This is a genomic window from Actinomyces slackii, assembly GCF_900637295.1.
Classification (GTDB): domain Bacteria; phylum Actinomycetota; class Actinomycetes; order Actinomycetales; family Actinomycetaceae; genus Actinomyces; species Actinomyces slackii.
Genome location: NZ_LR134363.1, coordinates 1,317,765 through 1,335,463, shown reverse-complemented (window position 1 = coordinate 1,335,463; position 17,699 = coordinate 1,317,765). Strand labels below are relative to the sequence as shown.

General features: G+C 71.1%; 14 protein-coding genes. 6 read left to right on the top strand and 8 right to left on the bottom strand.

Features of this window, described 5'->3' with window-relative positions:
- The first annotated feature begins 188 nt into the window (after window positions 1-188).
- Together EL266_RS05505 and EL266_RS05500 are read left to right on the top strand one after the other, a co-directional pair.
- Window positions 189-1,886 (top strand): sodium:solute symporter family protein, encoded by a 1,698-nt coding sequence (locus EL266_RS05505; protein ID WP_034515720.1) that lies wholly within the window; start codon window positions 189-191, stop codon window positions 1,884-1,886.
- Window positions 1,887-1,910: 24 nt separating this feature from the next.
- Complete coding sequence (locus tag EL266_RS05500) at window positions 1,911-2,150, top strand: hypothetical protein (protein ID WP_026428066.1); 240 nt, start codon at window positions 1,911-1,913, stop codon at window positions 2,148-2,150.
- A 326-nt stretch (window positions 2,151-2,476) separates the two neighbouring features.
- On the opposite strand, the gene EL266_RS05495 is transcribed toward EL266_RS05500, so the two are convergent.
- The 3 genes from EL266_RS05495 to EL266_RS05485 form a co-directional block, all read right to left on the bottom strand.
- Window positions 2,477-2,743, bottom strand: a complete 267-nt coding sequence (locus EL266_RS05495; protein ID WP_026428065.1) for an HPr family phosphocarrier protein — start codon at window positions 2,741-2,743, stop codon at window positions 2,477-2,479.
- A 296-nt stretch (window positions 2,744-3,039) separates the two neighbouring features.
- Window positions 3,040-5,220 (bottom strand): alpha-galactosidase, encoded by a 2,181-nt coding sequence (locus EL266_RS05490; protein WP_026428064.1) that lies wholly within the window; start codon window positions 5,218-5,220, stop codon window positions 3,040-3,042.
- Window positions 5,221-5,261: 41 nt separating this feature from the next.
- On the bottom strand, window positions 5,262-6,386 hold the full coding sequence (locus EL266_RS05485; protein WP_026428063.1) for a GuaB3 family IMP dehydrogenase-related protein: 1,125 nt from the start codon (window positions 6,384-6,386) through the stop codon (window positions 5,262-5,264).
- A 141-nt stretch (window positions 6,387-6,527) separates the two neighbouring features.
- On the opposite strand from EL266_RS05485, the gene EL266_RS05480 reads away from it, so the two are divergent.
- Window positions 6,528-7,301, top strand: a complete 774-nt coding sequence (locus EL266_RS05480; protein WP_051281463.1) for an exonuclease domain-containing protein — start codon at window positions 6,528-6,530, stop codon at window positions 7,299-7,301.
- 36 nt (window positions 7,302-7,337) lie between these two features.
- Here EL266_RS05480 and guaB read toward each other — a convergent pair whose 3' ends face one another.
- The gene (gene guaB / locus EL266_RS05475; RefSeq protein ID WP_034515717.1) at window positions 7,338-8,864 is read right to left on the bottom strand and encodes an IMP dehydrogenase; all 1,527 of its coding nucleotides are present in this window, start codon (window positions 8,862-8,864) and stop codon (window positions 7,338-7,340) included.
- Between the two features lie 317 nt (window positions 8,865-9,181).
- On the opposite strand from guaB, the gene EL266_RS05470 reads away from it, so the two are divergent.
- Window positions 9,182-9,487: a WhiB family transcriptional regulator gene (locus EL266_RS05470; protein WP_026428061.1), complete on the top strand. Its 306-nt coding sequence runs from the start codon at window positions 9,182-9,184 to the stop codon at window positions 9,485-9,487.
- Window positions 9,488-10,380: 893 nt separating this feature from the next.
- On the opposite strand, the gene groES is transcribed toward EL266_RS05470, so the two are convergent.
- Window positions 10,381-10,677, bottom strand: coding sequence for a co-chaperone GroES (groES, locus tag EL266_RS05465; protein WP_026428060.1), 297 nt, complete (start codon window positions 10,675-10,677; stop codon window positions 10,381-10,383).
- A gap of 343 nt (window positions 10,678-11,020) precedes the next feature.
- Here groES and EL266_RS05460 point away from each other — a divergent pair, with 343 nt between their 5' ends.
- Both EL266_RS05460 and EL266_RS05455 read left to right on the top strand, forming a co-directional pair.
- The gene (locus EL266_RS05460) at window positions 11,021-12,301 is read left to right on the top strand and encodes a class I SAM-dependent methyltransferase (RefSeq protein WP_026428059.1); all 1,281 of its coding nucleotides are present in this window, start codon (window positions 11,021-11,023) and stop codon (window positions 12,299-12,301) included.
- A 56-nt stretch (window positions 12,302-12,357) separates the two neighbouring features.
- Window positions 12,358-13,596 (top strand): glutamate--cysteine ligase, encoded by a 1,239-nt coding sequence (locus EL266_RS05455; RefSeq protein WP_051281462.1) that lies wholly within the window; start codon window positions 12,358-12,360, stop codon window positions 13,594-13,596.
- Window positions 13,597-13,693: 97 nt separating this feature from the next.
- Here the strand turns inward: EL266_RS05455 and tsaD are convergent, their stop codons facing one another.
- From tsaD to EL266_RS05440, 3 genes are all read right to left on the bottom strand, one after another.
- On the bottom strand, window positions 13,694-14,785 hold the full coding sequence (tsaD, locus tag EL266_RS05450) for a tRNA (adenosine(37)-N6)-threonylcarbamoyltransferase complex transferase subunit TsaD (RefSeq protein WP_051281461.1): 1,092 nt from the start codon (window positions 14,783-14,785) through the stop codon (window positions 13,694-13,696).
- 137 nt (window positions 14,786-14,922) lie between these two features.
- Complete coding sequence (locus EL266_RS05445) at window positions 14,923-15,693, bottom strand: succinate dehydrogenase/fumarate reductase iron-sulfur subunit (protein ID WP_026428058.1); 771 nt, start codon at window positions 15,691-15,693, stop codon at window positions 14,923-14,925.
- Window positions 15,690-17,690: a fumarate reductase/succinate dehydrogenase flavoprotein subunit gene (locus tag EL266_RS05440; protein WP_026428057.1), complete on the bottom strand. Its 2,001-nt coding sequence runs from the start codon at window positions 17,688-17,690 to the stop codon at window positions 15,690-15,692. Before EL266_RS05440 ends, EL266_RS05445 begins: the two co-directional genes overlap by 4 nt.
- Between the last annotated feature and the right edge of the window lie 9 nt (window positions 17,691-17,699).

Sequence of the window (17,699 nt, the reverse complement as noted above, 5' to 3'; positions counted from 1 at the left end):
GACCCGCCCGTCCAGGTCCCCCGGTCCAGGCCCCCGTCCGGAGATCCTCGCTCCAGCGGCCCGGCGGACCACCAAATCAAACATTTCATCAATTTCAGTGGAGAACGCCTGCGCAAACCACGCTCCCCCGACTAGCCTGGCCCACGAGTCTGCCGACTCCTCCACCTATCAGTACGAGAGGTACACCGATGTCCTCGACCGTTGTCCCAACCTCCACCCTGATCGCGGCGACGTGGTACGACTACGTTCCCATCATCATCTACTTCGCCTTCGTCATCGGAGTGGGCCTCATGGTCCGCTCCCAGGCCGCCACAGCCGACGGCTTCCTGACCTCGGGGCGCTCCCTGCCCGCCTGGGTCACCGGAATCGCCTTCGTCTCGGCCAACCTGGGCGCTGTGGAGATCATGGGCATGTCCGCCAACGGCGCCCAGTACGGCATGCCGACCTTCCACTACTTCTGGATCGGCGCCATCCCGGCCATGCTCTTCCTGGGCCTGGTCATGATGCCCTTCTACTACGGCTCCAAGGTCCGCTCGGTGCCGGAGTTCATGCTCAAGCGCTTCGGCACGACCGCCCACCTGGTCAACTCACTGAGCTTCGCCCTGGCGCAGCTGCTGATCGCCGGCATCAACCTGTTCCTGCTGGGCAAGATCATGAACTGGCTCCTGGGCTGGCCCCTGTGGCTCGGATTGATCATCGCCGCGGTCATCGTCTACACGTACATCACGATGGGCGGGCTGTCGGCCGCGATCTACAACGAGGTCCTGCAGTTCTTCGTCATTGTGGCGGCCCTGCTGCCGCTGACCCTCATCGGCCTTCACCGGGTGGGCGGATGGAGCGGCCTGACCGAGCGGATCACCTCCTCGGCCCTGGCCGCGGGAACGAACCCCGACCAGCAGCTGCACTCCTGGCCGGGCAACGCGATCTCCGGCTTCGACTCCAACATCCTGTCCGTGGTCGGCCTGGTCTTCGGCCTGGGCTTCGTGCTGTCCTTCGGGTACTGGACCACGAACTTCGTGGAGGTCCAGCGGGCCATGGCCTCGGATTCCATCTCCGCATCCCAGTCCACGCCGATCATCGGCACCTTCGTCAAGATGTTCGTGCCCTTCCTAGTGATCGTGCCGGGGATGGTGGCCGGGGTCCTCGTCCTGGAGGTCCAGGACCTGAAGTCCGGGGCGAACACCTCCTATGAGTACAACGACGCGATCCTCTACCTCATGCGCGACGTGCTGCCCAACGGCCTGCTGGGCCTGGCCATCACGGGTCTGCTGGCCTCCTTCATGGCGGGCATGGCGGCCAATATCTCGGCCTTCAACACGGTGTGGGGCGTGGACCTCTACGAGCGCTACATCAAGAAGGACGCCGACGACGCCCACTATCTCAAGGTCGGCAAGCTCTCGACCCTGGCGGCCGCGGTCATCGCGATCTTCACCGCGCTCATCGCCTCGCGCTACGACAACCTCATGGATTACCTCCAGACCCTGTTCTCCATGTTCAACGCCCCGCTGTTCGCCACCTTCATCATCGGCATGTTCTGGAAGCGGGCGACTCCGGCGGCGGGCTGGAGCGGGCTGGTGGCCGGGACCCTGGCCGCCCTGGGGGTCAATATCCTGCTGTGGAGCGAGGTGCTGTCCATGCCGGGGCAGGGCGGGGCCTTCCTGGCGGCGGGCGTCGCCTTCGTGGTCGACGTCGTGGTGACAGTGGCCGTCTCCCTGGTCACCGAGCCCAAGCCCGACGCCGAGCTCAAGGGCTTCGTCTACTCCCTGACCCCGGCCAGTGAGCGCACGGACCCCCACCTCCACGAGCTGCCCTGGTACCGCCGGCCCATCCCCCTGGCGGCCATCGCCGGAGCGCTGGTCGTCATCCTCAACGTCGTCTTCCACTGATCGCCACGAAACGGAGCAATCACCATGACCAAGCGATCCTTATCCGATATCCGCGCGGTGATCGCCGGCGCGCTGGGGCTGATCGGCCTGTTCCTCCTGGCCTGCGCCCTCCTGGCCACCGACGCCTCGGAGCTGTCCCGCACCGGCGGGATCAACGCCAACCTGTGGTCCGGCCTGGGGCTGCTGGGCATTGCCGTGGGCATGGGGGCGTGGTGGCTCATCCGCCCTGTCCCCGGGGGCTCGTCCGACGCCGCTGACGACTGAGTCCACCCCGCACTGGCGCCATCGGCCCGAGTCCAGCCCCTCGCCGGGCTGCGGCTCGGGCCGATCCGCCACTGGCAGCAATGCCCGACGGCGACGCGGGGCACCGCCCGGACCGTGGAGCCTGCGTGGATGGGCCGGGTGCGGCGTTGCGCGGTGGTGGAGGCGCCGGTCTGCGTCCCAGGCGCCGCCGGCCCGCAGTGACGCCCGGGCGCGAGGGCGCGCCAGGCTCGATGACCAGACCCGCCTACCCGCACAACCTCTGATACGCGATCCGGGGCGCGGCCACCCGTCAGGTGGCCGCGCCCCGGATCGTCGACGCGCTGGGCTCAGGCGTCGAGGTCGGTCTCCAGGAGGGCCTTGAGCTCCTCCAGGGCGGCGTCGGCGCCGTCGGCGTCGGAGGACAGGGTGACAACGTCGCCGAAACCGGCGCCCAGGGTCATGACGCCCAGGATGGAGGAGGCGTCGACAGCGGCCCCTCCCTCCTTGGCGATGGTGACGGGAACGCCCTTCTCGGCAACGGCCTTGACGAAGGTGGCAGCGGGGCGGGCGTGCAGACCGACCTTGGAAGCGATGGTGGCGGTGACCTGAGCCATGTGGAACTCCTTAGTGGTGAAGGGATCGGCACGGCGGGCGCTCGGAGCCCCCTTGTGCCGGACGCAGCAGCCCAATGACTGCCTACGGCCTGACATTACCGGAGATGACCCGTGGTGCGCAGCCATCAGATGGAGGGAATCTCCATTGGGCCCCCGATTGCCGAGCCCCCAGCGACCCCCAGCGACCCCCGGCCGCCCCCGGCCGCCCCTGCCGTCCCCGAGGCCCCGGGCGGGGCCGATCGCCGAGCGCCCCCGGCCGCGCAAGGGCCGGGGGCGCTCGGGGTGGGTCGACGGGCTCAGTCCACGGCGGTCGCCCGCACCAGGATGAGGTGGTCGGGGTGGATGAAGGGCAGGGCCAGGCCCGTGGCCGACAGGTAGGCGCCGGGCAGGGTCACGCCCTGCTCGAGCCAGGCGGCCCTGTAGTGCAGGCCCTCGTAAGCCGGAACCGCCAGGGACACCCGGTAGGTGCGCTGGGGGTCGAGACCGGGCAGGGGCCGCGGGGCGCCCGGCCAGGTCAGGGGCTGGCCCAGGGAGGCGATCTCGAACAGCGCGTCGGAGCCGTCCTGCGCCACCACGCCCTGGATGCGCAGGACGTCATCGTCGTCGACGTCGGCGTGAACCACGGTGCCCGAGTGCAGCAGGCCGCGCAGCTCCTTGTGCAGGGCGATGAGCTCGGCGAGGTTGCGCTTGTCCTCATCGCTGGCCGACACCAGGTCCCACTCCACGCCCATATGCCCCCACAGGGCGGTGCCGGCGCGGAAGGAGATGTCGAGGCTGCGCAGGGTGGAGTGGTCGTGGCCGGAGCCCACGTGGGTGCCCACCAGCTCGGGGGGCAGCAGCAGCGTGGTCCCCCGGTAGATGTTGTGGCGGTCGTGGGCGTCATTGCAGTCCGAGGTCCACACGCGCTGGGCGCGCTCCATGACCCCCAGGTCGATGCGCCCGCCGCCTCCGGCGCAGGACTCGATCTCCAGGGCGGGGAAGCGCTCGTGCAGGGCGTCCAGGAGCCGGTAGAAGGCCAGGGTCTGCTCGCGGATGGCCGGGGCGCCCAGGCGGGTGCCCAGCTCGGGGTTGGCCGCCATATGGCCGCCCGCCAGCACCGTGGAGTTGTGGTCCCACTTGATGTAGGCGATGGACAGGCGCTCAACCAGGGTGGAGATGGCCTCGAAGAGGTAGTCCCAGGCCCCCGGGGCGGTCAGGTCCAGGACCCGCTGGTGACGGTGCTCGGGGGCGCCGCCCGCGCCGTCGGACAGGATCCAGTCGGGGTGCTCCCGGGCCAGGTCGGAGTCGGCATTGATCATCTCCGGCTCGAACCACAGGCCCAGCTCCATGCCCAGGGAGCGCACGTGCTCGGCCAGGGGCTCGATGCCGGTGGGCCACGCCTCCTCCGAGACCTGCCAGTCCCCCAGGCCAGAGGTGTCGTCGCGCCGGGAGCCGAACCAGCCGTCGTCGATGACGTAGCGCTCGATGCCGATGGCGGCGGCCTCATCGGCCAGTGCCTTGAGCGTGTCCAGGTCGTGGTTGAAGTAGACGGCCTCCCAGATGTTGAGCAGCACGGGCCGGGGGCGCTCGGGGTGGGCCGGCAGCGAGCGCAGCCAGGCGTGGGAGCGGGCGGCCAGGGCGTCCAGGCCCTGGCCCCAGGAGCCCACCAGCCAGGGCGAGGCGTAGGACTGGCCCGCCTCCAGGACGACCTCCCCGGGGTGGAGCAGCTCGCCGCCCCCGATGAGCCTGTGCCCGGGGGTGGAGTTGATGGCCAGGTGGCGGGTGTTGCCCGACCACGCCACGTGCACGCCGTGGACCCGGCCGCGCCTCCAGCCGAATCCTGCCTGGCCGGCGGCCAGCCAGGTGGCGGCGTCATGCCCGGTGCGCCCCTCCCAGGACTCGCGCAGGCGGATGCCCGGGGTGAAGGGGGTGCGCAGCAACTGGCGCTCCAGGCAGTGGTGGCCGGTCATGTCCAGCAGCTCGACGGCGTCTGAGGGCACCGGCAGGACGGGGCTGGCCTCATCGACCACGAGAGGGGCGCCGTCGTCAGCGGAGTTGGTCACGGTGGTGCGCAGGCGCAGCAGGCCCGAGGGCTCCAGGCGCAGCTCGGTGGCCACGGTGATGCCGTGGACCTCGTCGCAGCCGGTGGAGACCACCACGTGGGCGGTGCCGCCGGGGGCCTCCTCCTGGCGGGACTCATGGGTCACGGCCCCGGGGTGGGCGCTGAAGGCCGAGCCGTCGGCGCGGTGGACCAGCAGGGCGGGGCGCCCGCCCCATCCCAGGTGGGGCAGGGGCAGGACCGGCAGGTCGGGGGTGGTCCAGGTGGCGTTCTCGCCGGTGCTCATGGACTGGGCCACGGCCAGGTCGGTCAGGGCCACGGGGGTGATCTCCCCCAGGTCCTCGCCCCAGTGGCGCACCACCGGGAAGCGGTCCTCGGGCAGGTCCAGGACCACGGAGGTTCCGGCGTTGCGCAGGTGGATGGGGAGGCGGTCGCTCATGGCTGGCCTTTCGGGGTGAGGTGGGGTGGGACGGTCGGGGGTCAGGAGGCCTCATAGGGGGCGAGAACGACCTCGACCCGCTGGAGCTCCTTGACGTCGGCATAGCCGGTGGTGGCCAGGGTGCGCCGCAGCGCCCCCATGATGTTGACAGTGCCGTCGGCCCGGTTGGACGGCCCGTTGAGGATCTCCGCCATCGAGCCCACGGTTCCCACGTGACTGCGGAAGCCCCGCGGGAGGCGCTCGTGCCGCGCCTCGGCGCCCCAATGGTATCCCCCTCCGGGCGCCTCCTGGGCGCGGGCCAGGGCCGCGCCCAGCATGACGGCGTCGGCCCCGCAGGCCAGGGCCTTGACCACGTCCCCGGAGTTGCCCACCGAGCCGTCGGCGATGACATGGACGTAGCGGCCGCCGGACTCGTCCAGGTAGTCGCGTCGGGCGCCGGCGACGTCGGCCACCGCGGTGGCCATGGGCATGTGCAGGCCCAGGACCTGGCGCACCGAGGAGGAGGCCCCGCCGCCCTGGCCCACCAGGACGCCGGCCGCCCCGGTGCGCATGAGGTGGAGGGCCGCGGTGTAGGTGGTGACCCCGCCCACGACCACGGGAACATCGAGCTCGTAGATGAAGCGCTTGAGGTTGAGGGGCTCGACGGCCCCGGAGACATGCTCGGCCGAGACCACGGAGCCGCGGATGACCAGCAGGTCCACGCCCGCCTCGACCACGGTGCGCCAGTGGCGCTGGGTCTGGCCCGGGCTCAGGCGGCCGGCGACGACGACGCCCGCCTGACGGATCTGGGCCAGGCGCTCGACGATGAGCCCGGGGTCCACGGGGGCGCGGTAGACCTCCTGGAGGACCTCCGTGGCGCGCTCGGGGGAGGCCTGGCGGATGCGCTCCAGGGCGGGGCCCGGGTCCTCGTAGCGGGTCCACAGGCCCTCCAGGTCCAGCACGCCGATGCCGCCGAGCTCGCCGACCAGGATGGCGGTGCGGGGGCTCATCACCGAGTCCATGGGCGAGGCCATCACCGGCAGGTCCACGTGGTAGGCGTCGATCTGCCAGCCCACCCGCACCTCCGTGGTGTCGCGGGTGCGCCTGGCCGGGACCAGGGCGATGTCGTCGAAGGAGTAGGCCCGGCGGGCCCGCTTGGAGCGCCCGATCTCGATCTCTGAGCTCATGGGGGAATCCTATGCGCGCCCCTCCGGGCCCTCGCCGCGCGCGGCCGGTGTTGCGCGTCGTCGGTGTTGTGCGTCATCGGCCGGCCGGGGCGCACTGCCATTCGACCATTCGTGTCATGGCCCGATGGCATGCTTCTGGTCATGAACGATGCGCTCGACCCGCAGTCCCCGCCCACTGCGCCCACCCGGCCCGACTCCTGGATCGACGGCCCCCTGCTGGGCTTCGACACGGAGACCACCGGGGTCGATCCCACCCGGGACCGCCTGGTCACCGCCGCCCTGGTCTCCCGCGGGCCGCGCCGCGCCGATGGCACGCGCCACCAGGAGGTGCGCTCCTGGCTGGCCGACCCGGGCGTGGAGATCCCTGAGGCGGCCGCGGCCGTCCATGGCGTGAGCACCGAGCGGGCCCGCGCCGAGGGCCGCCCGGTGGTGGAGGTGCTGGAGGAGGTGGCCTCCCGCTTGGCTCAGGCGATGTCCCGGGGAACACCGGTGGCGGCCTTCAACGGCTCCTTCGACCTGACCCTCATCGAGTCCGAGCTCGCCCGCCACGGCCTGGACACCCTGCGCCGGCGCCTGGGCGGCCAGCTGGGGCCGATCGCCGATCCCCTCGTCCTGGACCGCGCCGTGGACCGCTACCGTCGCGGCAAGCGCCGCCTGTCGGATCTGTGCGAGGTCTACGGGGTCGGTGTCGATGCGGCCCTGCACACGGCGGAGGTGGACGTGGCCGCCACCCTGGATGTCCTGGAGGCCCTGGTGGCGGCCCACCCCGAGCTCGCCGGGCTGTCGGCGGCCGAGCTCCTGGACTGGCAGGCCCGGGCGCACCACCAGTGGGCCACGAGCTTCAACGAGTGGCTGGCCAGGAAGAACCCCTCTCGCCCCGGCGCCCAGACCTCCTGGCCTCTGCCCGAGCTCTGAGCCGGGGCGGGCGGGGCCCGCCGGCCTCAGGAGGCCTCAGGAGTCTGAGCGGCCCGTGTAGTTGGGGGCCTCCACGGTCATCTTGACGTCGTGGGGGTGGGACTCCTTGAGCCCGGCGCTCGTGATCCGCACGAACTGCCCGCGCTCCTTGAGCTCGGCGATGCTGCGCGCCCCGACGTAGAACATCGACTGGTGCAGGCCGCCCACCAGCTGGTAGACCACGTCCCCCAGCGAGCCGGAGTAGGGCACCTGGCCCTCGATGCCCTCGGGGACGAGCTTGTCGTCCCCGGTGACATCGGCCTGGAAGTAGCGGTCCTTGGAGAAGGAGGCGCGCCCGCGCGAGCTCATCGCCCCGAGCGACCCCATGCCCCGGTAGCGCTTCCACTGCTTGCCGTTGACGAAGACCAGGTCCCCGGGGGACTCGGTGCAGCCCGCCAGCAGGGAGCCGAGCATGACGGTGCTGGCCCCGGCCACCAGGGCCTTGGCGATGTCCCCGGAGTACTGCAGCCCGCCGTCGGCGATGAGGGGGATGCCCGCGGGAGCGCAGGCGCGCGCGGCCTCGTAGACGGCCGTGACCTGGGGCACGCCCACTCCGGCGACGACTCGGGTGGTGCAGATCGATCCCGGGCCCACGCCCACCTTGACGGCATCGGCCCCGGCATCGATCAGGGCCTGGGCCCCCTCGCGCGTGGCCACATTGCCGCCGATGACCTCCACGCCGTCGAAGGCGGAGTCGGACTTCAGCCGGGAGATCATCTCCAGGGCCAGGGAGGCCCCGCCATTGGCGGTGTCGACCACCAGCACGTCCACGCCGGCCTCGGTCAGCGCCTCGGCGCGCTCCCAGGTGTCCCCCCAGTAGCCGACGGCGGCGCCCACCACCAGTCGGCCGGCGTCATCCTTGGTGGCCGAGGGGTACTGCTCGGTCTTGACGAAGTCCTTGACCGTGATCAGGCCGGTCAGCCGTCCCGCGGCATCGACGATGGGCAGCTTCTCGATGCGGTGCTCGGCCAGGAGGGCCTTGGCGTCCTCCCGGGAGATGCCGGTGGTGCCGGTGATGAGGCGGTCGCGCGGGGTCATGCACTCGCGCACGGTCAGGGTCGCCCAGCGCTCGGGCGGCACGAAGCGCAGGTCGCGGTTGGTGATGATGCCCAGGAGGTTGCCCTCGTCGTCGACCACGGGCAGGCCGGAGACCTTGTAGTGGCCGCACAGCTCGTCGAGCTGGGAGATGGTGGCATGCGGCCCCACGGTGACCGGATCGGTGACCATCCCGGACTCGGAGCGCTTGACCCGGCGGACCTGCTGGGCCTGGTCCTCGATGGACAGGTTGCGGTGGAGGATGCCGATGCCGCCCTGCCGGGCCATGGCGATGGCCATCTCGGCCTCGGTGACGGTGTCCATGGCCGCGGAGAGCAGAGGGACGGACAGAGTGATCCGCCTGGTCAGCTGCGAGGTGGTGTCAACCTCGGAGGGGACGACGTCGGTCAGCCTGGGCAGCAGGAGGACGTCATCGTAGGTCAGTCCGGTGGGGGCGTAGATGTCAGGGCTGGTGATCGAGTCGCTCACACGAGCATCGTACGTCCTCCCCCGGACCACCGGCAGCCTCGGGAGCCGACGGGGCCCGCCCGGCAGGCCCCTGCGAACGCTTTATCGACCACAGGGATTAAAAATACAGAATGAGGTGCCCCCTATATGACTCTCGATCGCCACAATGTGACCATCGTTTCCAGATAGGCATAAAATTAGTCGAACGCCAAAAAGAATGCGCGCACCCGACACTGAAACGATATCCGTCTTGATCCATCGGGCAAGCGATCCTATCGTTATAGGTGTATGTCTAGCACCGTGCTCCACGCAAGCGCATCCAAGGGGGGGATCGTTCCATGCATGACAGCTCGCGTCTGCCGGGCCCGATCTCCGCACTGTGGGAGTGGCAGTACCAGGGGGCATGCCTCGGCATGGACTCGTCGATGTTCTTCCACCCCGAGGGCGAGCGCGGAAGCGCGCGGCACAGGCGGGACGAGCGGGCCAAGGCCGTGTGCGAGCGCTGCCCGGTGATCGCTCAGTGCCGAGACCATGCGCTGCGCACCCATGAGCCCTATGGGGTGTGGGGAGGAATGAGCGAGGACGAGCGTCGCGCGCACTATGAGCGCCGGGCGCGCCGCACGATCCCCAACGAGCCGGCCTAATCGCGCAGCCCCTCACCATTCCGCACAAAAACGGAATTCACCGGGGGAAAGCACCAGGGCCTCATCGAGCCTTTCTCGTCGGGGTCGGCGAGTAGGTGGGATGCCGCCCCTGGATGCCGCCCCGGCGGACATGGGCGACCGGGACCCCGGCCTCGGGCGGGGCGCCCCTGCGTGCCGCCCAGTGATGCTGGCGCCGCCCAGCGATGGGAGGCCGGAGCGCCGGTTCGCGCCGACGACGTGGGTCTGCGTACCGGACGAAGGTTCGCGCCGACGACGTGCGCCTGCGTACCGGACGAGGGTCTGCGTATCGGACGAGGGTTCGCGTCATCGGACTGGGGTTAGCACAGGGGTGATTGACGCAAAGGTTCGTCGACGACGCAAAGGCTCGTCCGAGCCGCCCCGGCGTCGCCCCACCGATCGCACTCGGGATCGTGCGGCACGGCACACCCGCCGCCCCGGCGTCGCCCCACCGATCGCGCTCGGGATCGTGCGGCACGGCACGCCCGCCGCCCCGGCGTCGCCCCCGCCGATCGCGCTCGGGATCATGCGGCACGGCACGCCCGCCGCCCCGGCGTCGCCCCCGCCGATCGCACTCAGGATCATGCGGCACGGCACGCCCGCCGCCCCATGCCCAGGACCGCGGCCCGCACTCGCATGATCCGCAGGTCGAGCCTGAGGTTCGGGTGGTCGCGCCAGGACCACGGCCCGCACGCGCACGACCCGCTGAACCGCCCCCCCCTGCACCCCACCCCGATGAGAGAGGCTCACTCATCTCGCGCGGCATTGACTCGCGCAGCGTTGAGGGGCGACCACCATCTGGTGGTCGCCCCTCAACGCTGCGCGATGCTATCGCCGGAGGCATCGCCCCGAGCCGGCTCGGGGCGAGCATGCGATCACTTGGTGACGACCGCCAGGATGTCGCGGGCCGAGAGGATGAGGTAGTCCTCACCGGCGTACTTGACCTCGGTGCCCCCGTACTTGGAGTAGATGACCACGTCGCCCTCGGCGACGTCGACCGGGACGCGGTTGCCGGAGTCGTCGACCCGACCCGGGCCCACGGCCACGACCTTGCCCTCCTGGGGCTTCTCCTGAGCGGTGTCAGGGATGACCAGACCCGATGCGGTGGTCTGCTCGGCCTCAACCGTCTGGACGACGACGCGGTCCTCCAGCGGCTTGATGGAGATCGACATTGCGGACCTCCCCTTCTCGCTTGTCAGCGTGCGGTGGAACGGCTTGTTCGCCCTCCCGGGCTGTGCCCGGCCGCCGTCGCGGGGGTCGGCCCGACACTGGGAGTGCGAGTCGCACAGCCCATCCAACCGTGCCTGACCTGGGCGAATGCCAGACCATGGCAGGGTGGGTGAGCCATGCGCCTGCGCAGAATCTACGACGTCGTTAGCACTCAGTCAACGCGAGTGCCAACGACGTGTCGTCGTTTCGCCACGGGCGTCAGCCCTGTCCCGGCGCCGCTGGCGCGCCCTGCCGACCCCCGGCCTGCGGCGCGCGGGGTCGTCTCACATGGGATGATGGGCGGCGATGACCGATTCATCCGCCGGCTCGCACGCCGCCCTGCTCCTGACCCCGGAGGGCTGGGCCTTCCTGGCCTCCCTTCCGCCCTATGACCCCGGTGAGGCCCTGGCCCTGGGCAGGTCCCTGCGCGAGCAGGGCCACTCCCCCGCCCTGGTGGCCGCCGGGCTGACCCAGCAGCGCCTGCGGGCCCGCGCCCAGTCCAAGTTCGGGCCCTTCGCCTCCTCCATGCTGCTGACCCCTGACGGCCTGGAGCAGGCCACCCGCCTGGAGGTGGCCGCCCATCACGCCGCCCGCTACGCCGCTGCCGGGGCGCAGAGGGTGGCCGACCTGGGCTGCGGGATCGGCGGGGACGCGATGGCGCTGGCCGGCCTGGACCTGCCCGTCCTGGCCGTGGAGCGCGATGAGGCCACCGCGGCGCTGGCCACCGTCAACCTCATGCACTTCCCCCACGCCGAGGTGCGCTGCGCCGACGCCCTGGAGGTCGACATGGAGGCCGCCGGCATCGACGCGGTCTTCGCCGACCCCGCCCGCCGCGCCGCCGGCAGGCGCCTCACCGACCCCGAGGACTGGTCCCCGGCACTGAGCAGCATCCTGGCGCTGCGCGAGCGCGTCCCGGCCCTGGGGGTCAAGGTCGCCCCCGGCATCGACCACGCGGCCCTGCCCGACGACGCCCACGTCCAGTGGGTCTCGGTGGCCGGAGAGGTTGTCGAGGCCGCCATCTGGTGCGGCCCCCTGGCCCCCGAGGGCCCGGGGCGCTCCGCCCTCGTGCTGGGCGCGGGCGCCTCCGCTCATACCCTGGCCGACCCATCGGTGGACGATCCCTCCGCGCCGCCCGAGCAGCTCGAGCCCATCGCCTCGCCGCAGGACCTGGGCCCCCTCATCCACGAGCCCGACGGCGCCGCCATCCGCGCCGGCCTCGTGCCCCACCTGGCCCGGGGAATGGATGCCCAGCCCGTGGGGCCGCGCATCGCCTACCTGACCGGCGATGCGCCCCCGCCCGACCACCTGGCCCCCTTCGTGCGCAGCTGGCGGATCACCGAGGTCCTGCCCCTGCGCCTCAAGGGGCTGCGATCCCGCGTCCGCGAGCGCGGCATCGGCCGCCTGGAGATCCACAAGCGCGGCGTCGACGTCTCCCCTGACGCGCTGCGCGCCTCCCTCAAGCCGCGGGGCGAGGCCGCGGAGACCTGGATCCTGACCCGCCTGGGGCGGGGGGCCAAGGGGGCGGTCCTCGTCGTCGAGCCCGATCAGGCCGACGATCCCCGCGCCCTGACAGACGACGACCAGTAGCCCGCCCGAGGCCCACCGGGGCTCGGGGCCGAGTGCCGCCAGGAAGGACACGTGCCATGAGCGCATCCGCATACCCAGCGGGCCGGGGAGCCGGCCCCTCGGCCGCCAGCGGCCCGCACCACCACCCGCTGCGCTTCAACGACTCCCCGCGCTCCACCCTGGGGGTGGAGTGGGAGCTGGCCCTCATCGACCGCGACAGCCTGGACCTGCGCCAGTGCGCCGCCGAGGTGCTGGCCGAGGTCGGGCAGGACCCGCACGTCCACGGCGAGATGATGCTCAACACGGTGGAGCTGGTCTCGGGGGCCCGCGCCACGGTGGGCCAGTGCATGGAGGACCTGGCCTTCGCCTTCGACCGGGTGCTGCCGGTCACCGATCGCCTGCGCGTGGATCTGGGCTCGGCCGGGACCCATCCCTTCGCCGATCCCCTGGTGCAGAAGGTCACCGACGCCGATCGCTACGCGCGCCTGGTGGATCGCACGCGCCTGTGGGGCCACCAGATGCTGATCTTCGGCACCCACGTCCATGTGGGGGTTGAGGACCGCGCCAAGGTCCTGCCGATCCTCCAGGGGCTGCTCACCCGCACAGCTCACCTGCAGTGCCTGTCGGCCTCCTCGCCCTTCTGGGCCGGTGCTGACACGGGCTATGCGGACAACCGGGCCATGATGTTCCAGCAGCTGCCCACTGCCGGGGCGCCCCACCAGTTCAGCGCGTGGGAGGAGCTGGAGAACTACACCGGGGACCTCATCCACACCGGTGTCATCGAGGACTTCACGGAGATCCGCTGGGATGTGCGCCCCTCCCCGCGCCTGGGGACCATCGAGGTGAGGTCCTGCGATGCGGCGACCAACCTCACCGAGCTGGCGGGGATCGCCGCTCTGACGCAGTGCCTGGTCGAGGACCTCTCGCGCCGGCTCGATGCCGGTCGGCCCATTGACTCCCTGCCCGACTGGTATGTGGCGGAGAACAAGTGGCGCTCGGCCCGCTACGGCATGGATGCGATCCTCATCGTCAATGCCGCGGGCGAGGAGGAGCTGGTCACGGACACGGTGGAGCGCATGCTCCGCGATCTGGAGCCGGTGGCTGAGGACCTGGGCTGCGCCGCCGAGCTCGACGGCGTGCGGGCGACCCTGGAGGCGGGGGCCTCCTACCAGCGCCAGATCGCGGCGGTGGGTGCTGCCGGGGGCATGCGGGAGGCGGCGGTCCGCCTGCTCCTGGCCGAGGCCCGCGCCGGGCGGCCCCTGCGCCCCACCGAGGTGCTGGCCTCGGCCACGCCGGTCCACTCCTCGCCGCGCTGACCTCTCGCCGCGCGCTCTTCGCCGCGCACCCCCTTCGCCGAGGTAGACATTGTCCGCCGAGATTGACGGTGAATGCGTCGACCTCGGCGGGAAATGTCTACCTCGGCGCACCTGGCACCGTGGGCGAGCCTGGCGCCGTGGGCGAGCCCGCCACGATGGTGTCCAGTGGCATCGATGAATCGGGGGCGAAGTCCAGGGGCGAGGGCTCGACCCCGGCTCGCACCGCAGCCGCCCCGAGGGCCGCGATCTGGGCGCCGTTGTCCGTGCAGTAGCGCAACGGCGGGATGCGCAGCTCGATCCCCGCCTCCTGGCAGCGCTGGGCGGCGAGCTCGCGCAGGCGGGAGTTGGCGGAGAATCCCCCGCCCACCACCAGGGTCGAGCAGTCGGCCGCCTGGCAGGCGGCCACGGCCTTGGCGGTCAGGGAGTCGTTGACGGCCTCGGAGAAGCCCGCGCAGACGTCGGCCTGGGGCACTTCCCGACCCGCGTCCTGGAGGGACTCGATATAGCGGGCCACCGCGGTCTTGAGCCCCGAGAAGGAGAAGTCGTAGCGGTGGCGCTCCCTGTCCTTGGCCGCTGCCAGCCCCCGGGGGAAGCGGATCGCCCCGGGGTCCCCCTCGCGGGCCAGGCGATCGACATGCGGGCCGCCGGGGTAGGGCAGGCCCAGCAGCCGGCCGACCTTGTCGAAGGCCTCTCCCGCGGCATCATCCAGGGTCCCGCCCAGCTCGACGACGTCGGTGGCGATATCCCCGATGCTCAGCAGGTTGGAGTGGCCTCCTGAGACGATGAGGCCGATGAAGCGCTCGGGCAGGGGTCCGGTGACGAGCTCGTCAACGGCCAGGTGCCCGATGACATGGTTGACCCCGTAGATGGGCTTGCCCAGTGAGACGGCCAAGGCCTTGGCCGCTGTGATGCCCACGGTCAGGGAGCCCACGAGCCCGGGCCCGGCGCTGACGGCGATGGCGTCGACCTCCCCCAGGTCCACCTCGGCCCGCTCCAGGGCGGCGTCGAGGGTGGGGAGGAAGGACTCCAGATGGGCGCGCGAGGCGATCTCGGGGATGATGCCGCCGTAGCGGGCGTACTCGTCCATGGAGGTGGCCGTGACGTCACCCAGGAGCTCGCGGCCGCGCACCAGGGCCACGCCGGTCTCGTCGCAGGTCGACTCGATGCCGAGGATCAATGGTTCGCTCACGGCCGCCAGCCTAGTGCCTCGGCGGCCCGGCCCCGCGGACACGGTCACGGCGCCGGTCGACCTACCAATGGCAGGCGACCGGCGCCGTGCGCGTGAGTGATGCGTCAGCACCCGTCAGCGGGCTGGTCAGCGGCTCGTCAGTGGGCCTTCTGCCCCTTCCACAGGGCGTGGCCCAGGTCCCGGTTGAGGCGGGAGATGACCTCCAGCGGCACCGACTTGGGGCACACGGCGGCGCACTCGCCGATATTCGTGCAGCCGCCGAAGCCCTCGGCGTCGTGCTGGCCCAGCATGGAGACCACGCGGGCCAGGCGCTCGGGCTGGCCCTGCGGCAGCAGGCCCAGGTGGGCGATCTTGGCCCCCGTGAAGAGCATGGCCGAGGCGTTGGGGCAGGCCGCCACGCAGGCGCCGCAGCCGATGCAGGCGGCCGCCTCGAAGGCGGCGTCGGCCTTCTCCTTCTGGACGGGCACCGCGTGGGCGTCGGGCGCCCCGCCCGTGTTGACCGAGATGTACCCCCCGGCCTGGACGATGCGGTCCAGGGCCGAGCGGTCCACGATGAGGTCGCGCAGCACCGGGAAGCCGGTGGAGCGCCAGGGCTCGATCGTGATGGTCGAGCCGTCCTTGAAGGACGGGTCCTCGGCCAGGTGGCGCATGTGGAGCTGGCAGGTCGTGGAGCGGATGGGCCCGTGGGCCTGTCCGTTGATGACCACGCCGCACTGCCCGCAGATGCCCTCGCGGCAGTCGGAGTCGAAGGCCACCGGCTCCTTGCCCGCGGCGAAGAGCTGCTCGTTGAGCAGGTCAAGGACCTCGAGGAAGCTCATGTGCTCCTCGATGTCGCTCATCGCGTACTCCTCGAAGCGCCCCGGGGAGTCCTGGTTCTGCTGACGCCAGATCTTGAGCTTGATGTTCACTTGTAACTCCGCTGCTTGAGCTCGATGTCCTTGTAGATGAGGTCCTCCTTGTGGAGGATCGGCGGCTGGTTCTCCCCGCCCCACTCCCAGGCGGCCACGTAGAGGAACTGGTCGTCATGCCTCAGGGCCTCGCCCTCGGGGGTCTGGGACTCGGCTCTGAAGTGCCCGCCGCAGGACTCGCGGCGGTGCAGGGCGTCGATGCACATGAGCTCGGCCAACTCGAAGAAGTCCAGCAGGCGGCCGGCCTTCTCCAGGGCCTGGTTGAGCTCATCGGCCTGACCGGTGATGCGGGCGTCCTTCCAGAACTCCTCCTTGAGGGCCCGGATCTGCGCGATGGCCTCGCGCAGCCCCTCCTCCCGGCGCTCCATGCCGCAGTACTCCCACATGATGCGCCCCAGCGCCATGTGGAAGTCGTCCACGCTGCGCGTGCCGCGCAGAGCCATGAGGCGGGCGATGCGCTCCTCGACGTCCCGCTTGGCCTCGGCGATCTCGGGCGCGGCGGGGTCCACCTTGCCCTCGCGCAGCATGCCGGCCAGGTAGTCGTTCATGGTGTCCGGCAGGACGAAGTAGCCGTCGGCCAGTCCCTGCATGAGGGCCGAGGCCCCCAGGCGGTTGGCGCCGTGGTCGGAGAAGTTGGCCTCCCCGGCCACATACAGGCCCGGGATGCTGGACTCCAGGTCGTAGTCCACCCACAGGCCGCCCATGGTGTAGTGCACGGCCGGGTAGATGCGCATGGGGACCTCGTAGGGGTCGTCCCCGGTGATGCGCTGGTACATCTCGAACAGGTTGCCGTAGCGGGCCGAGACCGCGTCCTTGCCCAGGCGCTCGATGGCCTCGGAGAAGTCCAGGTAGACGCCGCGGCGCATCATCCGCTCGTTGCCGGCGGCGTCGCGCTCCTTGATGGCGGGGCCGACGCCGCGTCCCTCGTCGCACATGTTCTTGGCCTGGCGCGAGGCGATGTCGCGGGGCACCAGGTTGCCGAAGGCCGGGTAGATGCGCTCCAGGTAGTAGTCGCGCGCCTCCTCGGGGATCTGGCGCGGGTCCTTGTCGCAGTCCTCGGCCTTCTTGGGCACCCAGATGCGCCCGTCGTTGCGCAGGGACTCGCTCATAAGGGTGAGCTTGGACTGGAAGTCGCCGGACTGGGGGATGCAGGTGGGGTGGATCTGGGTGTAGCAGGGGTTGCCGAAGTACGCGCCCTTGCGGTGCGCGCGCCAGATCGCGGTGGTGTTGCAGCCCATCGCGTTGGTGGACAGGAAGAACACGTTGCCGTACCCGCCCGAGGCCAGCACGACGGCGTCGGCCAGGTGGGTGTCGATGGCGCCGGTGACCATGTCCCGGGTCACGATGCCCCGGGCCCGGCCGTCGACGACGATGAGCTCGACCATCTCGTGGCGGCGGAACTCCTTGACCGTGCCGGCGTTGACCTGGCGCTCCAGGGCCTGGTAGGCGCCGATGAGCAGCTGCTGGCCGGTCTGGCCGCGGGCGTAGAAGGTGCGCGAGACCTGGACGCCGCCGAAGGAGCGGTTGTCCAGCAGGCCGCCGTACTCGCGGGCGAAGGGCACGCCCTGGGCCACGCACTGGTCGATGATGTTGGCGCTGACCTCCGCCAGGCGGTAGACGTTGTCCTCACGGGCGCGGTAGTCCCCGCCCTTGACCGTGTCGTAGAAGAGGCGGTAGGTGGAGTCGCCGTCGTTGCGGTAGTTCTTGGCGGCGTTGATCCCGCCCTGGGCGGCGATGGAGTGGGCCCGGCGGGCGGAGTCCTGGTAGAAGAAGACCTTGACGTTGTAGCCCTGCTCGCCCAGGGATGCGGCCGCGGCGCCGCCGGCGAGTCCCGAGCCCACCACGATGATGTCGAGCTTGCGGCGGTTGGCGGGGTTGACCAGGGCGGCCTCGAACTTGCGCTGCTCCCAGCGCCGGTCGAGCGGGACGTGACGGGGGGCCTTGGTGTCGGCGATCTTCTCGCCCTCGTAGTACAGGCCGTCAATGAGTTCTGACATGGTTACTCG

Excerpts from the sequence above, each read along its gene's own strand:
- EL266_RS05505 (WP_034515720.1), top strand. The coding sequence starts at position 189 with ATGTCCTCGACCGTTGTCCCAACCTCCACCCTGATCGCGGCGACGTGG.
- EL266_RS05500 (WP_026428066.1), top strand. The coding sequence starts at position 1,911 with ATGACCAAGCGATCCTTATCCGATATCCGCGCGGTGATCGCCGGCGCG.
- EL266_RS05495 (WP_026428065.1), bottom strand. The coding sequence starts at position 2,743 with ATGGCTCAGGTCACCGCCACCATCGCTTCCAAGGTCGGTCTGCACGCC.
- EL266_RS05490 (WP_026428064.1), bottom strand. The coding sequence starts at position 5,220 with ATGAGCGACCGCCTCCCCATCCACCTGCGCAACGCCGGAACCTCCGTG.
- EL266_RS05485 (WP_026428063.1), bottom strand. The coding sequence starts at position 6,386 with ATGAGCTCAGAGATCGAGATCGGGCGCTCCAAGCGGGCCCGCCGGGCC.
- EL266_RS05480 (WP_051281463.1), top strand. The coding sequence starts at position 6,528 with ATGAACGATGCGCTCGACCCGCAGTCCCCGCCCACTGCGCCCACCCGG.
- EL266_RS05470 (WP_026428061.1), top strand. The coding sequence starts at position 9,182 with ATGCATGACAGCTCGCGTCTGCCGGGCCCGATCTCCGCACTGTGGGAG.
- groES (WP_026428060.1), bottom strand. The coding sequence starts at position 10,677 with ATGTCGATCTCCATCAAGCCGCTGGAGGACCGCGTCGTCGTCCAGACG.
- EL266_RS05460 (WP_026428059.1), top strand. The coding sequence starts at position 11,021 with ATGACCGATTCATCCGCCGGCTCGCACGCCGCCCTGCTCCTGACCCCG.
- EL266_RS05455 (WP_051281462.1), top strand. The coding sequence starts at position 12,358 with ATGAGCGCATCCGCATACCCAGCGGGCCGGGGAGCCGGCCCCTCGGCC.
- EL266_RS05440 (WP_026428057.1), bottom strand. The coding sequence starts at position 17,690 with ATGTCAGAACTCATTGACGGCCTGTACTACGAGGGCGAGAAGATCGCC.